This is a genomic window from Streptococcus sp. 27098_8_109, assembly GCF_041432295.1.
Classification (GTDB): Bacteria; Bacillota; Bacilli; order Lactobacillales; family Streptococcaceae; genus Streptococcus.
In genome coordinates, this window is the sequence record NZ_JAPVZJ010000003.1 from 37,058 (window position 1) to 52,757 (window position 15,700).

Here is a 15,700-nt window from a genome sequence, read left to right on the forward strand (position 1 = left end):
TACGTCTAATGAAAATAATAAAAAAATTGATGCAAATCGCATTAGCAGTCTTTTTCTTCGGTTTGCTAGCAACAAGTGCAGTATTGGCGGATGATGCTGATTCAGAAGGTTGGCAATTTGTCCAAGAAAATGGTAGAACCTACTACAAGAAGGGTGACATCAAAGAAACCTACTGGCGAGTGATTGATGGGAAGTACTATTATTTTGATCCTTTATCTGGAGAGATGGTGGTCGGCTGGCAATATATTCCGTTTCCATCTAAAGGTAGTACAATTGGTCCTTACCCTAATGGTATAAGATTAGAAGGTTCCCCAATGCCAAAATGGTACTACTTTGACAAAAATGGAGTGCTACAAGAGTTTGTTGGTTGGGAAGCATTAGAGGTTAAAACTAAAGACAGCGTTGGAAGAAAGCATGGGGAAAAACGTACAAATCCGGAAGATAAAGAAGAGAAGAGTTTTTACACGAACTATTACTTTAATCAAGATCATTCTTTAAAGACAGGTTGGCTTTATGACCAGTCTAACTGGTATTATCTAGCTAAAACGGAAATTAATGGAGAAAACTATATTGGTGGTGAGAAACGTTCTGGTTGGATTCAAGATGCTTCCACTTGGTACTATCTAGATTCAGAAACTGGTATCATGCAAACTGGTTGGAAGCAAATTGGCAATAAGTGGTACTACCTCCGTTCATCAGGAGCTATGACAACTGGCTGGTATCAGGAAGGCTCAACTTGGTACTATTTAGATGCTGAAAATGGCGATATGAAAACAGGCTGGCAATATCTTGGTAACAAGTGGTACTATCTCCGTTCATCAGGAGCTATGGCAACTGGTTGGGTGAAAGATGGTTCAACTTGGTACTATCTAAATGCAAGTAATGGAGATATGAAGACAGGTTGGACAAAAGTAAATGGAAACTGGTATTATCTCAATTCAAATGGAGCAATGGTTACAGGTAGCCAAACTATCGATGGTAAAGTCTATAACTTTGCTTCATCTGGTGAGTGGATTTAATCTTGGAGGAGATACAAATGAAGCTTTTGAAAAAAATGATGCAAGTCGCACTAGCAACATTTTTCTTTGGTTTGCTAGCTACAAATACTGTATTTGCGGATACCACAGGTGGCCAATTTGTTGATAAGGATAATAGAAAATATTATGTAAAAGATGATCATAAAGCAATCTATTGGCATAAAATAGACGGTAAAACTTACTATTTTGGTGATAGAGGAGAGATGGTTGTCGGTTGGCAATACGTAGAAATTCATGGAACAGGTTATCGTGATAATTTATTTAATAATCGTCCAGTCTTAGAAATTGGTCTTCAGGAGAAGTGGTACTATTTTGGACAAGATGGTGCTTTGCTAGAACAAACAGATAAACAGGTACTAGAGGCAAAAACGTCTGAAAATACAGGAAAAGTATACGGTGAACAATATGCTCCATCTGCTGAAAAGAGAACTTATTATTTTGATAATAATTATGCTGTAAAGACAGGTTGGACTTATGAAGACGGCAATTGGTATTATTTAAATAAGCTAGGAATTTCTGGCGATGATTCTTACAATCCACTACCAATTGGTGAAGTTGCTAAGGGTTGGACTCAAGATTTCCATGTTACTTTTGGCATTGATAGAAGCAAACCTGCTCCGTGGTATTACCTAGACCCAGAAACTGGTATCATGCAAACTGGTTGGAAGCAAATTGGCAATAAGTGGTACTACCTCCGTTCATCAGGAGCTATGGCGACTGGCTGGTATCAAGAAGGCTCAACTTGGTACTATTTAGATGCTGAAAATGGTGATATGAAAACGGGCTGGCAATACCTTGGTAACAAGTGGTACTATCTCCGTTCATCAGGAGCTATGGTAACTGGTTGGTATCAAGATGGTTCAACTTGGTACTACCTAAATGCAGGTAATGGAGATATGAAGACAGGCTGGTTCCAGGTCAATGGCAAATGGTACTATGCTTATAGCTCAGGTGCTTTAGCAGTGAATACGACCGTAGATGGCTATTCTATCAATTATAATGGCGAATGGGTTCAATAATGAAAGAGGCGATTGTGAAGGAAACAATCGCTTTTTTTGTGAAAATATAATAAAATAGATAGGAAAGAATAAATACTTGTGTGAAAAATAAGACGGTCTTTCCGTCTAGTAAAAGGATAACATGACAAAAAAAGTTGGTGTCGGTCAGGCACATAGTAAGATAATTTTAATAGGGGAGCATGCGGTCGTTTACGGTTATCCTGCCATTTCCCTGCCTCTTTTGGAGGTGGAGGTGACTTGTAAGGTAGTTCCTGCAGAGAGTCCTTGGCGCCTCTATGAGGAAGATACCTTGTCCATGGCAGTTTATGCTTCACTGGAGTATTTAGATATCACAGAAGCCTGCATTCGCTGTGAGATTGACTCGGCTATCCCTGAAAAACGGGGAATGGGTTCGTCAGCTGCTATCAGCATAGCGGCCATTCGTGCGGTATTTGACTACTATCAGGCAGAACTGCCTCATGATGTACTAGAAGTCTTGGTCAATCGGGCTGAAATGATTGCCCATATGAATCCTAGTGGTTTGGATGCTAAGACCTGTCTCAGTGACCAGCCTATTCGATTTATTAAGAATGTAGGATTTACAGAGCTTGAGATGGATTTATCTGCCTATTTGGTGATTGCTGATACGGGTGTTTATGGCCATACTCGTGAAGCCATCCAAGTGGTTCAAAGCAAGGGCAAGGATGCCTTACCGTTTTTGCATGCCTTGGGAGAATTGACTCGGCAGGCAGAAGAAGCGATTTCACGAAAAGATGCTGAAGGGCTGGGACAAATCCTTAGTCAAGCGCATTTGCATTTAAAAGAAATTGGTGTTAGTAGTCCTGAGGCAGATTCTTTGGTTGAAACGGCTCTTAAACATGGAGCTCTGGGTGCCAAGATGAGCGGTGGTGGGCTTGGAGGCTGTATCATAGCCTTGGCACCCAATTTGCCACACGCACAAGAACTAGTAGAAAGATTAGAAGAGAAAGGAGCTGTTCAGATATGGATAGAGAGCCTGTAACAGTACGTTCCTACGCAAATATTGCTATTATCAAATATTGGGGAAAGAAAAAAGAAAAAGAGATGGTGCCTGCTACTAGCAGTATCTCTCTGACTTTGGAGAATATGTATACGGAGACGACCTTGTCGCCTTTACCAGCCAATGTAACGGCTGATGAATTTTACATCAATGGTCAGCTACAAAATGAGGCGGAGCATGCTAAGATGAGCAAAATAATCGACCGCTACCGCCCAGTTGGAGAAGGTTTTGTCCGTATCGATACTCAAAACAATATGCCTACGGCAGCGGGCCTATCCTCAAGTTCTAGCGGTTTGTCTGCCTTGGTCAAGGCTTGTAATGCTTATTTCAAGCTTGGATTGACTCGGAGCCAGTTGGCACAGGAGGCTAAGTTTGCCTCAGGATCTTCTTCTCGGAGTTTTTATGGACCACTTGGTGCCTGGGACAAGGATAGCGGGGAAATTTACCCTGTAGAGACAGACTTGAAACTAGCTATGATTATGTTGGTGCTAGAGGATAAGAAAAAACCAATCTCTAGTCGTGATGGGATGAAACTTTGTGTGGAGACATCGACGACCTTTGATGACTGGGTCCGTCAGTCTGAGAAAGACTATCAGGATATGCTGGTTTATCTCAAGGAAAATGACTTTGCCAAGGTTGGGGAGTTAACGGAGGAAAATGCTCTGGCTATGCACGCTACGACCAAAACAGCATCACCAGCCTTTTCTTATCTGACGGATGCAAGCTATGAAGCCATGGACTTTGTCCGCCAGCTTCGTGAGCAAGGAGAAGCTTGCTACTTTACCATGGATGCTGGTCCCAATGTCAAAGTCCTCTGTCAAGAGAAAGACTTGGAGCATTTATCAGAAATCTTCGGTCAACGTTATCGCTTGATTGTGTCAAAAACAAAGGATTTGAGCCAAGATGATTGCTGTTAAAACTTGCGGAAAACTCTATTGGGCAGGCGAATATGCTATTTTAGAGCCTGGGCAGTTGGCCTTGATAAAGGCTATTCCCATCTATATGAAGGGGGAGATTGCTTTTTCTGATAGTTACCGTATTTATTCGGATATGTTTGATTTCGCAGTGGATTTGACACCAAATCCTGACTATAGCTTGATTCAAGAAACGATTGCTTTAGTGGAAGATTTCCTCGTTTATCGTGGACAGACCTTGCAACCTTTTTCTTTGGAAATCCGAGGAAAAATGGAAAGAGAAGGGAAAAAGTTTGGTCTAGGTTCTAGCGGTAGCGTTGTTGTTTTGGTCATCAAGGCTCTGTTGGCTCTGTATAATCTTTCGGTTGATCAGGATCTCTTGTTCAAGATGGCCAGTGCTGTCTTGCTCAAGCGCGGAGACAATGGTTCTATGGGGGACATTGCCTGTATTGTGGCAGAGGATTTGGTTCTCTACCAGTCATTTGATCGCCAGCAGGTAGCAACTTGGTTGGAAGAAGAAAAGTTGGCGACAGTTTTGGAACGTGATTGGGGATTTTCAATTTCACAAGTGCAACCAGCCCTAGAATGTGATTTCTTAGTGGGATGGACCAAGGAAGTGGCTGTATCTAGTGATATGGTTCAACAAATCAAGCAAAATATCAATCAGAATTTTTTAAGTTCCTCAAAAGAAACGGTGGTTTCTTTGGTAGAAGCCTTGGAGCAGGGGAAAGTTGAAAAAATTATCGAGCAAGTAGAAGTGGCCAGTCAACTTTTAGAAGGCTTGAGCGTAGATATTTACACGCCTTCGCTTAGACAGTTGAAAGAAGCCAGTCAAGATTTGCAGGCTGTTGCCAAGAGTAGTGGCGCTGGTGGTGGTGATTGTGGTATTGCCTTGAGTTTTGATGAGCAATCAACTGAAACCCTAAAAAATCGTTGGGCCGATCTGGGGATTGAGCTCTTATACCAAGAAAGGATAGGACATGACGACAAATCGTAAGGATGAGCACATCCGCTATGCCCTTGAGCAGAAAAGTTCCTATAATAGCTTTGATGAGGTGGAGTTGATTCATTCTTCCTTGCCTCTTTACGATCTAGATGAAATCGATCTGTCGACAGAATTTGCTGGTCGAAAGTGGGACTTTCCTTTTTATATCAATGCTATGACGGGTGGAAGCGATAAGGGAAGAGAAATCAATCAAAAACTAGCTCAGGTGGCGGAAGCCTGTGAAATTTTGTTTGTGACGGGCTCTTATAGCGCAGCCCTCAAAGATCCAGCAGATGACTCTTTTTCTGTCAAGTATGATCATCCAAATCTCCTTCTTGGAACCAATATTGGATTGGATAAGCCGGTTGAACTTGGTTTGCAGACTGTGACGGAGATGAATCCCTTACTTTTACAAGTGCACGTCAATGTCATGCAGGAATTACTCATGCCCGAGGGAGAAAGGAAGTTTAGAAGCTGGCAATCGCATCTAGCAGACTACAGCAAACAAATCCCTGTTCCTATTGTCCTCAAGGAAGTGGGCTTTGGAATGGATGCCAAGACCATCGAGAGAGCCTATGAATTGGGCGTTCGAACCTTTGACCTGTCAGGTCGTGGTGGTACCAGTTTTGCCTATATTGAAAATCGCCGCAGTGGGCAACGTGATTACCTCAATCAATGGGGGCAATCTACCATGCAGGCCCTTATCAATGCCCAAGACTGGAAAGACAAGGCTGAACTCTTAGTTAGTGGAGGTGTTCGCAATCCGCTGGATATGATTAAGTGTTTGGTCTTTGGTGCTAAGGCTGTAGGACTCTCTCGAACAGTTCTAGAATTGGTTGAAACCTACACAGTTGAAGAAGTGATTGGCATTGTCCAAGGCTGGAAAGACGATCTGCGTTTGATCATGTGTGCCCTTAATTGTGCCACCATAGCAGATTTGCAAAAAGTAGACTATCTTCTTTATGGAAAATTAAAAGAAGCAAAGAATCAGATGAAAAAGGCGTAACCACCGCCTTTTTTTCCATCCTCAGACTGAGGTGACTTTTTTGAAGTGTGATAAAATAGAAGGGAGAGGATGAACCTATGAGAAAATTTAAAATCTTTTTATTTATCGAAGCCTGTCTTTTGACAGGAGCTCTGATTTTGATGGTTTCAGAGCATTTTTCGCGTTTTCTGCTGATTTTATTCCTCTTTTTGCTTTTGATTCGCTATTACACTGGTAAAGAGGGCAATAACCTTCTTTTGGTGGTGGCAACCATTCTCTTCTTTTTCATCGTCATGCTCAATCCTTTTGTGATTCTAGCTATTTTTGTTGCGGTTATATACAGTCTATTTCTTCTTTACCCGATGATGAATCAGGAAAAAGATCAGACCAATTTGGTGTTTGAAGATGTGGTGACGGTTAAGAAGGAGAAAAATCGTTGGTTTGGTAATCTCCATCATTTTTCAAGTTACCAGACTTGCCAATTTGATGATATCAATATTTTTCGCCTCATGGGTAAAGACACTATTCATCTGGAGAGGGTAATCCTAACCAATCACGATAATGTCATTATCCTCAGAAAGATGGTAGGTACGACCAAAATCATTGTGCCCGTAGATGTAGAAGTTAGTCTCAGTGTTAACTGTCTCTATGGGGATTTGACTTTTTTTAATCATCCAAAGCGAGCTCTACGTAATGAACACTATCATCAAGAAACGAGAGATTATCTCAAGAGTAACAAGAGCGTCAAGATTCTCTTGACCACTATGATTGGCGATGTGGAGGTGGTCAGAGGATGAAAAAACAAGCTTATGTAATCATTGCCCTCACCTCCATCCTGTTTGTCTTATTTCTGTCCCACAGCTTGCTGGACATCCTTGACTTTGACTGGTCTATTTTCTTACATGATGTCGAAAAAACAGAAAAATTTATCTTTTTGTTGTTGGTATTCAGCATGTCCATGACCTTTCTCTTAGCCCTGTTTTGGAGAGCTATCGAAGAGCTTTCTCTAAGAAAAATGCAGTCTAATCTCAAGCGTTTATTAGCAGGACAAGAAGTGATTCGGCTTGCAGATCCAGATTTGGATGCCAGTTTCAAGTCCTTGTCAGGTAAACTTAATCTTTTGACAGAAGCTCTTCAAAAAGCAGAAAATCAGAGTCTTGCTCAGGAAGAGGAAATCATCGAGAAAGAACGGAAGCGGATTGCTCGGGATTTGCACGATACAGTCAGTCAGGAGTTGTTTGCGGCCCACATGATTTTGTCAGGTGTCAGCCAGCAGTCTTTGAAATTGGATAGAGAAAAGATGCAGACCCAGTTGCAGAGCGTCACAGCCATCCTTGAAACAGCCCAGAAGGACTTGAGAGTCTTGCTCTTGCATTTGCGACCAGTTGAACTGGAGCAGAAGAGTCTGGTTGAGGGAATTCAAATCCTCTTAAAAGAGCTTGAGGACAAGAGCGATCTCAAGGTTAGTTTCAAGCAAAATGTGACGAAATTGCCCAAGAAAATCGAGGAGCATATCTTCCGCATCTTGCAGGAGTTGATCAGCAATACCCTCCGCCATGCCCAGGCCTCTTGTTTGGATGTCTATCTCTATCAGACGGATGTTGAATTGCAGCTGAAGGTGGTGGATAATGGGATTGGTTTCCAGTTGGGGAGCTTAGACGACTTGAGTTATGGACTTCGTAATATCAAGGAGCGGGTCGAAGATATGGCAGGGACGGTTCAGTTATTAACAGCTCCCAAGCAAGGACTGGCAGTTGATATCCGTATTCCCTTGTTAGGTAAGGAATCATAAAGGAGTAGAGATGAAAATTTTACTAGTAGATGACCATGAAATGGTCCGATTGGGCTTGAAAAGTTACTTTGACCTCCAAGACGATGTAGAAGTTGTGGGCGAGGCGGCAAACGGGTCTCAAGGTATTGACTTGGCCTTGAAACTGCGTCCAGATGTCATTGTCATGGATATCGTTATGCCTGAGATAAATGGAATTGATGCGACCTTGGCTATCCTCAAAGAATGGCCTGAAGCCAAGATTTTGATTGTGAGCTCTTATTTGGACAATGAAAAAATCATGCCCGTCTTAGATGCAGGTGCTCGTGGCTATATGCTTAAGACTTCTAGTGCCGACGAACTGCTCCATGCTGTCCGTAAGGTGGCTGCTGGGGAGTTGGCCATTGAGCAAGAGGTCAGCAAAAAGGTCGAATACCACCGCAATCACATAGAACTACATGAGGATCTGACTGCGCGTGAGCGAGATGTTCTCCAACTCATCGCCAAGGGCTACGAAAATCAGCGTATCGCAGATGAACTTTTTATCTCTCTCAAGACGGTTAAGACCCATGTGTCCAATATCCTAGCCAAACTTGAGGTCAGCGATCGCACTCAGGCGGCTGTCTATGCCTTTCAGCACCACTTGGTGGGGCATGAGGAGTTTTAGATGAGTCTAACAGATTTACTTGTTGAGATAGAAGCAGCAAAAGATTCAAAAAAGGCAGGGCCTATGGAAGCCTATATGCGCCATCAATTTTTCTTCCTAGGTATTGCGGCTCCTGAAAGAAATGCACTCTATAAAAAATACTTTCCAAAAGCGAAAAAAACAAAGATTATCGACTGGAATTTTGTAGATACTTGCTGGAGAAAGGAGCCTAGAGAATACCAATATGTGGCTGCTAATTATTTGAAAGCAATGCAGTCTTATCTAACGGAGAACGATTTACCTAAGCTTGAGCGGTTAGTCGTCACAAAATCCTGGTGGGATACCGTAGATATCCTAGATCGAGTAGTAGGGAGTTTGGTGTATGACAAGCCGGAACTGGAAAAAATAATCCTCCAATGGAGCTTGTCATACAATATCTGGCTGAGACGAGTCGCTATTGACCACCAGTTGTTAAGAAAAGAGAAGACCAATGTTCAATTACTGGAAAAGATTCTGCTTCATAATTTGAATCAAACAGAATTCTTTATCAATAAAGCCATTGGCTGGGCTCTAAGAGACTACTCCAAAACCAATCCAACTTGGGTAGCAGGCTTCATTGAGAAAAACAAGGAAAGAATGGCTGACCTTAGCATCAAAGAAGCGAGCAAGTACCTCTAGAGTGATTGAAGAGCGCATTCATTACTTGAAAAAAGTCGTCCATTTATGTTATAATAGACTGTATTTAAAAAATTTTAAGGAGAAATGACAGAATGTCTGTATCATTTGAAAACAAAGAAACAAACCGTGGTGTCTTGACTTTCACTATCTCTCAAGACCAAATCAAACCAGAATTGGACCGTGTCTTCAACTCAGTGAAGAAATCTCTTAATGTTCCAGGTTTCCGTAAAGGTCACCTTCCACGTCCTATCTTCGACAAAAAATTTGGTGAAGAGTCACTTTACCAAGACGTTATGAACGCTCTTTTACCAAACGCTTATGAAGCAGCTGTAAAAGAAGCTGGTCTTGAAGTCGTTGCACAACCAAAAATTGATGTAACTTCAATGGAAAAAGGTCAAGACTGGGTTATTACTGCTGAAGTCGTTACAAAACCTGAAGTAAAATTGGGTGACTACAAAAACCTTGAAGTATCAGTTGATCTAGAAAAAGAAGTAACAGACGCTGACGTTGAAGAGCGTATCGAACGCGAACGCAACAACTTGGCTGAATTGGTTATCAAAGAAGCTGCTGCTGAAAACGGTGATACTGTTGTCATCGACTTCGTTGGTTCTATCGACGGTGTTGAATTTGATGGCGGAAAAGGTGAAAACTTCTCACTTGGACTTGGTTCAGGTCAATTCATCCCTGGTTTCGAAGACCAATTGGTAGGTCACTCAGCTGGCGAAACTGTTGATGTTATCGTAACATTCCCAGAAGACTACCAAGCAGAAGATCTTGCAGGTAAAGAAGCTAAATTCGTAACAACTATCCACGAAGTAAAAGCTAAAGAAGTTCCAGCTCTTGACGATGAGCTTGCAAAAGACATCGACGAAGAAGTTGAAACACTTGCTGAATTGAAAGAAAAATACCGTAATGAATTGGCTGCTGCTAAAGAAGAAGCTTACAAAGATGCAGTTGAAGGTGCAGCAATTGATAAAGCTGTAGAAAACGCTGAAATCGTAGAACTTCCAGAAGAAATGATCCACGAAGAAGTTCACCGTTCAGTAAATGAATTCCTTGGAAACTTGCAACGTCAAGGTATCAACCCTGACATGTACTTCCAAATCACAGGAACTACTCAAGAAGACCTTCACAAACAATACGAGGGAGAAGCTGAGTCACGTACTAAGACTAACCTTGTTATCGAAGCAGTTGCCAAAGCTGAAGGGTTTGACGCTTCAGAAGAAGAAATCCAAAAAGAAATCGAGCAATTGGCTGCAGATTACAACATGGAAGTTGCACAAGTACAAAGCTTGCTTTCAGCTGATATGTTGAAACATGATATCACAATCAAAAAAGCTGTTGAGTTGATTACAAGCACAGCAACAGTTAAATAATCTTATACTCTTCGAAAATCTCTTCAAACCACGTCAGCGTCGCCTTACCGTACTCAAGTACAGCTTGCGGCTAGCTTCCTAGTTTGCTCTTTGATTTTCATTGAGTATTAATAAACAAAAATCCCACCTGAATTGGTGGGTTTTCTTATGCACTATTTTCCAAAAATCTCTTTGAGGTTTGCGTCTGTAATTCCAATCATGGCTGGGATGCTGTCCCAGTTTTCTTCGGTTAGGATGTAGGATTGTTCAGAGATACTTGATGTGGCAGTTTCAGAGACAGCTGGTTGCTTTTCTTCAACATTCTCCAATAAATCACTGAAGCGTTTAATCAGATAGGTTTTTCGGGCAGTTCCGATATGTTGGGTAGCATAATCAAAGGCCTGTAATTCGCCTAATAAGATAATCTTGCTTTTGGCGCGTGTAATGGCTGTATAGATGAGATTGCGCTCCAGCATACGCTTGCTAGCACTGGTGATAGGCAGGATAACAACAGGAAACTCACTTCCCTGGGACTTATGGATGCTCATGGCATAGGCCAAGCGGATCTTGTACCATTCGTTACGCGGGTAAGAGACTTCATTGCCATCAAAATCAATGACAATCTCGTCTTGTTTAGACTCGGTATATTTACCAGGAATCAGGTCTGTGATAGCTCCCAAATCTCCATTAAAGACATTAATTTCAGCATCGTTGACTAAATGAATGACCTTGTCGCCCTTACGATAATGGCACTGGGGAGCTTCAAAACTAAGTTGGTCTTTTTGTGGTGGGTTAAGGAGGTCTTGCATGAGCTGATTGATAGCATCAATCCCTGCAGTTCCTCGGTACATGGGAGCCAGAACTTGGATATCACGGGCAGGGATGCCACTTCTGAGGGCAGCGCCTAAGATCTTTTCAATGGTAGCAGGAATATGGCCACTAGCAATTTCAAAGTAGGAACGGTCTGCTTTTTTCTGGGTGAAATCAGCTGGCAAGATACCCTGTCGAATCTGACTAGCTAGGGTGACGATGGTTGATTCTTCGCTTTGCCGGTAAATTTTTTCCAAGCGAGTCTGAGGAATCAAGGGAATATGAAGCAGATCCGCTAGAACCTGTCCAGGACTGACAGAAGGCAACTGGTCGCTGTCGCCTACGATGAGGATTTTACTGTTAGAAGAGATGTTGGAGAAGAGTTGATTGGCCAGCCAAGTATCCACCATGGAAAATTCATCCACGATGATAAAGTCAGCATCCAGATAATCTTCCAGATGACTGGTATCATCGTCACCTGTCATTCCTAAATGACGGTGTATGGTCGCGCTAGGCAAGCCTGTCAATTCATTCATACGTCGAGCAGCTCGACCAGTTGGAGCAGCAAGAAGAATGGGCAAATTGCTTTTTTTCTTGAGGTCAAGTCCTTCTAAAAGGGCATAAACAGCGATGATCCCATTGATAACAGTTGTCTTACCAGTACCAGGTCCACCTGTCAGGATAAAGACCTTGTTCTGGATAGCATCACAGATGGCTTGTTTTTGAATTCTATCATAGTGGATTCCCAGATCTTCCTCTACAGTAGTGATATGTTTTTGAATGGTTTCTAAATCATGACTCTTCTGTTTTCCTTTTTCAAGGATACGAACCAAGTGACTGCGGATGCCTTCCTCAGCGAAAAAGAGGCTGTTGTCAAAAATTTTGGTATCAATCTGCTGAACCTTGTCTTCTTCAATCAGGTAGGAGAGCTCTTGGGCCACTTGGCTGGGGTCCAGTTCCACGGGGCGGGAAGATTCAAGGAGAGTAAGGGTTTGTTCTAGCAAATCCCGTGCTTCAACATAGGTGTCCCCTGTTTCCATACAGGCCTGAAAAAGACTATGTACTAGACCGGCACGAAAGCGTTCAGGAGCCTGACTTTCGATACCTAGTTCTTCCGCTAATTGGTCAGCAATGGTAAAGCCCAAGCCCTTGATATCCTCAACCAATTGGTAGGGATAATTTTCAACCACATTAAGGGTTTCTTCCTTGTAAAAGTCTTGAATTTGAAAGGCTAGTTTATTGGGAATACCGTAGTTGGCTAGTTTGGCCAAAACCATCTCCGTTCCGTAGTTGAGACGGAGAGTGGAGACGAAAGCCTCGCGATTTTTGGCAGATAGTCCTGCAATGCCTTCTAGCTTTTCTGGGTGTTGCAGAATTTCGTCAATGGTATTGTCGCCATAGGTATCCACGATTTTCTGAGCAGTCTTGAGACCAATCCCCTTGAAATGGCTACTTGAAAAGTACTTGACCAATCCCTTGCTAGTTGGTTTTGCGCGTTCATATCGGCTGATTTGCAGTTGCTCCCCATACTTGGAGTGCTGGACAATTTGCCCCCAAAATGTATAGTCTTCTCCCTCAATCACATCAGCCATAGTGCCCGTGACAATGATTTCAAAATCATTAAAATCCTCTGCGTCCGTATCTTCGATTTCTAGGAGGAGGATGCGATAAAAATTGCTGGGATTTTCAAAAATAATCCGTTCAATGGTTCCTGAAAAATAAACTTCCATAAAATTCCTTTGCATGAATAGGTGAGAGTTAATACTCTTCGAAAATCAAATTCAAACCACGTCAGCTTCGCCTTGCCGTATATATGTTACTGACTTCGTCAGTTCTATCTACAACCTCAAAGCTGTGCTTTGAGCAACCTGCGGCTAGCTTCCTAGTTTGCTCTTTGATTTTCATTGAGTATAACTTTGTTTCTATCTTAATCAAACTGGATAGTGAATAATCATCTTCTTACGATAGAAGAAGAGGCTGAGATTCTTGATTCTCGGCCTCTTAGGTCTCTTAAAATGTTCCGATACGGGTGATTGGCCAGAAGCGGAATTTAGCTTCCCCTGTGATATCTTTTGCTTTGAAGGTACCTACGTGGCGGCTGTCGCTAGAAACCAGGCGGTCATCTCCGAGGAGAAGGTATTCTCCTTCTGGAACAGTAAAGCTAAAGTTGGTGTTGTAGTTGACATCAACTGTGAAGGCTTGAGCTTTTTGAGCGATACTTCTAAAGAAAGTTCCTTTATTTCCTTCAAATCCCTTGCCTGAGTAGGTGCTTTGGAGTTTGTCATCCTTGAAACGTTTGATGTAGTCTGCTAGGTAAGGTTCGTTCGTCTCTTTATCATTGATGTAAAGTTTATCGTTTTCGTAACGGATGGTGTCGCCAGGCATTCCGATCACGCGCTTGACGATGTCCTTATTGCCATCTTCCTCATGGGCCACCACGATATCAAATCGGTCAATAGGGAGGTGTTTGACAACAAAGAGGATTTCGCCATCCGCTAGGGTAGGATCCATGGAATGCCCTTCTACGCGAACATTGCTCCAAAAAAAGATACGACTTAAAGCTAGTAATGACAGAATTAGGAGGAACAATCCCCACTCTTTTAAGAAATTTTTAAATGAATTCATAACTTACCTTTCTAAGCGTTTTTTCGCTTTTTCAGTATTTTTAAAGTGCAATTTGGCGCAGAAGTTGAGTCCCTGCATACCATAGGCTTGCAAAATCTGGCTAGCCACCTTATCAGAAGCCGTTCCAGCTCCACTTGGAAGTTGATAGCCCAGCTCTCGTCCTAGATTTTCAAGATTTTCTAGAAAGAGATCACGCGCAATGATGGAAGAAACTGCGACAGCCAAGTATTTTCCCTCAGCCTTTTCTTCTAAGCTGATAGGATTGCTGAAACGATTGGCCTCTTGTGCCAAGTACTTGTCATAATTTTTAGCACTGGTAAAGGCATCAATCACAATTTTCTCAGGCTGAAGCCCTTTTTGAAGGAGGAGATAGATAGCCTGATTATGGAGGGCAACCTTAACCGAAACAGCATTGTAGCGGTCTCCAATGACTTCGTTGTACTTGCTTGGTGAGAGCAGCAGTGCCTGATGCTGGATTTTTTCCTTGAGAATAGGAGCAAGCTGACGAATTTTTTGGTCCGTCAGAGTCTTAGAATCTCCCACACCGAGTTTTCGCAAGAAGTCATGCTGGTCAGGTGTGACAAAAGAAGCCACAACTGCAAGTCCACCAAAGTAGGAACCATTTCCCACCTCATCTGTCCCAATCAAAGGTAGATTTTGTCCGCTGGTTTGCTCTACAACTTGATAGCCAAAGAAACTAGCGTATTTCTCAGCCCCTTCACCCTGAAGTAAGACCTTTCCAGAAGTATAGATAGAAGCCGTTGCCTGAGGTAGTTTCAAAAAGTAGCGGATATAGGGATTCTTACTAGGAGCCAGACTGCTTTGATAGTGTTCAAGAAAAGCCTGAATCTCCTTTTCACTTGGTGTGAGTGTTATACTTGCCATAGTTTCTATTGTACCACAAAAGCAGGCAAATTTGTAAAAACTGACAAAGTTAGCGAATTTTGGTATAATATCGTGAGGTGAATTTTATGGCAAATCTAAATCGATTCAAATTTACATTCGGGAAAAAATCAGTAACCTTGATAACCGAGCATGATAACCTCTTTATGGAGGAAATCGCTAAGGTTGCGACAGAAAAATATCAAGCAATTAAAGAACAAATGCCTAGTGCAGATGATGAAACAATCGCTCTTTTGTTGGCAGTCAACTGTTTGTCAACTCAACTCAGCCGTGAGATTGAATTTGACGATAAGGAGCAAGAATTAGAAGAACTCCGTCACAAACTTGTGACTTGTAAGCAAGAGCAAAGCAAGATTGAGGATTCCTTATGATTTCACTCCTTCTTCTTTTGGTCTTGGCTTGGGGATTTTATATCGGCTATCGGAGAGGCCTGCTCTTACAGGTCTATTACCTGATTTCAGCCATGGCATCGGCTTTTGTGGCTGGCCAGTTTTATAAGGGACTTGGAGAGCAATTCCATTTATTGCTCCCTTATGCAAATCCGCAGGAAGGTCAGGGGACTTTCTTTTTCCCATCGGATCAACTCTTTCAGCTGGATAAGGTCTTTTACGCAGGGATCGGCTACTTGCTTGTATTTGGGATAGTTTATAGCATCGGTCGTTTGCTTGGTCTCCTCTTACACTTGATTCCTAGTAAAAAACTGGGTGGCAAGTTGTTCCAAGTTTCAGCAGGTATCTTGTCTATGTTGGTGACCTTATTTGTCTTGCAAATGGCCTTGACCATCTTGGCGACCATTCCCATGGCAGCTATACAAAATCCTCTTGAAAAGAGTATCGTCGCAAAACACATCATCCAGAGCATACCAGTAACAACCAGTTGGCTCAAACAAATCTGGGTGACAAATTTAATCGGATAAAAAGGGCAGGAGTTTTCCTAGCCCTTTGTTTACAGATTTGA

Annotated in this window: 16 protein-coding genes; 13 read left to right on the plus strand and 3 right to left on the minus strand. The window is 42.3% G+C overall.

The genetic code is table 11. From position 1 onward, the window contains the following. Window positions 1-8: 8 nt before the first annotated feature. The 11 genes from cbpJ (at window position 9) to tig (ending at window position 10,426) form a co-directional block, all read left to right on the plus strand. Window positions 9-1,019, plus strand: a complete 1,011-nt coding sequence (gene cbpJ, locus O3664_RS01970) for a choline-binding protein CbpJ (RefSeq protein WP_371613560.1) — start codon at window positions 9-11, stop codon at window positions 1,017-1,019. 17 nt (window positions 1,020-1,036) lie between these two features. After that, window positions 1,037-2,056 carry a choline-binding protein CbpC gene (gene cbpC, locus O3664_RS01975; protein WP_268717692.1) on the plus strand — a complete coding sequence of 340 codons (1,020 nt, stop codon included), beginning with the start codon at window positions 1,037-1,039 and terminating at the stop codon, window positions 2,054-2,056. Window positions 2,057-2,177: 121 nt separating this feature from the next. Continuing rightward, window positions 2,178-3,056 (plus strand): mevalonate kinase, encoded by an 879-nt coding sequence (mvk, locus tag O3664_RS01980; RefSeq protein WP_371613561.1) that lies wholly within the window; start codon window positions 2,178-2,180, stop codon window positions 3,054-3,056. Then, entirely contained in the window at window positions 3,038-3,991 is a 954-nt protein-coding gene (mvaD, locus tag O3664_RS01985; RefSeq protein WP_371613562.1) for a diphosphomevalonate decarboxylase, read from the plus strand. Before mvk ends, mvaD begins: the two co-directional genes overlap by 19 nt. Continuing rightward, on the plus strand, window positions 3,978-4,985 hold the full coding sequence (locus O3664_RS01990) for a phosphomevalonate kinase (RefSeq protein ID WP_371613563.1): 1,008 nt from the start codon (window positions 3,978-3,980) through the stop codon (window positions 4,983-4,985). Before mvaD ends, O3664_RS01990 begins: the two co-directional genes overlap by 14 nt. Beyond that, on the plus strand, window positions 4,969-5,979 hold the full coding sequence (fni, locus tag O3664_RS01995) for a type 2 isopentenyl-diphosphate Delta-isomerase (RefSeq protein WP_000210642.1): 1,011 nt from the start codon (window positions 4,969-4,971) through the stop codon (window positions 5,977-5,979). The genes O3664_RS01990 and fni overlap by 17 nt, the downstream gene beginning before the upstream one ends. A 77-nt stretch (window positions 5,980-6,056) precedes the next feature. Beyond that, complete coding sequence (liaF, locus tag O3664_RS02000) at window positions 6,057-6,755, plus strand: cell wall-active antibiotics response protein LiaF (RefSeq protein ID WP_049551124.1); 699 nt, start codon at window positions 6,057-6,059, stop codon at window positions 6,753-6,755. Further along, window positions 6,752-7,750 (plus strand): sensor histidine kinase, encoded by a 999-nt coding sequence (locus O3664_RS02005; protein ID WP_049551123.1) that lies wholly within the window; start codon window positions 6,752-6,754, stop codon window positions 7,748-7,750. The genes liaF and O3664_RS02005 overlap by 4 nt, the downstream gene beginning before the upstream one ends. A 10-nt stretch (window positions 7,751-7,760) precedes the next feature. Further along, window positions 7,761-8,393 (plus strand): response regulator transcription factor, encoded by a 633-nt coding sequence (locus tag O3664_RS02010; protein ID WP_049551122.1) that lies wholly within the window; start codon window positions 7,761-7,763, stop codon window positions 8,391-8,393. Then, the gene (locus O3664_RS02015) at window positions 8,394-9,050 is read left to right on the plus strand and encodes a DNA alkylation repair protein (protein WP_371613564.1); all 657 of its coding nucleotides are present in this window, start codon (window positions 8,394-8,396) and stop codon (window positions 9,048-9,050) included. Between the two features lie 92 nt (window positions 9,051-9,142). Next, window positions 9,143-10,426, plus strand: coding sequence for a trigger factor (gene tig, locus O3664_RS02020; RefSeq protein ID WP_153209186.1), 1,284 nt, complete (start codon window positions 9,143-9,145; stop codon window positions 10,424-10,426). Window positions 10,427-10,578: 152 nt separating this feature from the next. Here the strand turns inward: tig and O3664_RS02025 are convergent, their stop codons facing one another. The 3 genes from O3664_RS02025 to rnhC form a co-directional block, all read right to left on the minus strand. Continuing rightward, window positions 10,579-12,945, minus strand: a complete 2,367-nt coding sequence (locus O3664_RS02025) for an ATP-dependent RecD-like DNA helicase (protein WP_371613565.1) — start codon at window positions 12,943-12,945, stop codon at window positions 10,579-10,581. 280 nt (window positions 12,946-13,225) lie between these two features. Then, window positions 13,226-13,840 carry a signal peptidase I gene (lepB, locus tag O3664_RS02030; protein WP_229294510.1) on the minus strand — a complete coding sequence of 205 codons (615 nt, stop codon included), beginning with the start codon at window positions 13,838-13,840 and terminating at the stop codon, window positions 13,226-13,228. Window positions 13,841-13,843: 3 nt separating this feature from the next. Continuing rightward, complete coding sequence (gene rnhC / locus O3664_RS02035; RefSeq protein ID WP_229294511.1) at window positions 13,844-14,725, minus strand: ribonuclease HIII; 882 nt, start codon at window positions 14,723-14,725, stop codon at window positions 13,844-13,846. An 86-nt stretch (window positions 14,726-14,811) separates the two neighbouring features. Here rnhC and zapA point away from each other — a divergent pair, with 86 nt between their 5' ends. Both zapA and O3664_RS02045 read left to right on the plus strand, forming a co-directional pair. Next, window positions 14,812-15,114, plus strand: a complete 303-nt coding sequence (gene zapA / locus O3664_RS02040; protein ID WP_084947990.1) for a cell division protein ZapA — start codon at window positions 14,812-14,814, stop codon at window positions 15,112-15,114. Beyond that, window positions 15,111-15,659 (plus strand): CvpA family protein, encoded by a 549-nt coding sequence (locus O3664_RS02045; RefSeq protein ID WP_000624513.1) that lies wholly within the window; start codon window positions 15,111-15,113, stop codon window positions 15,657-15,659. The genes zapA and O3664_RS02045 overlap by 4 nt, the downstream gene beginning before the upstream one ends. The last annotated feature ends 41 nt before the right edge of the window (window positions 15,660-15,700 follow it).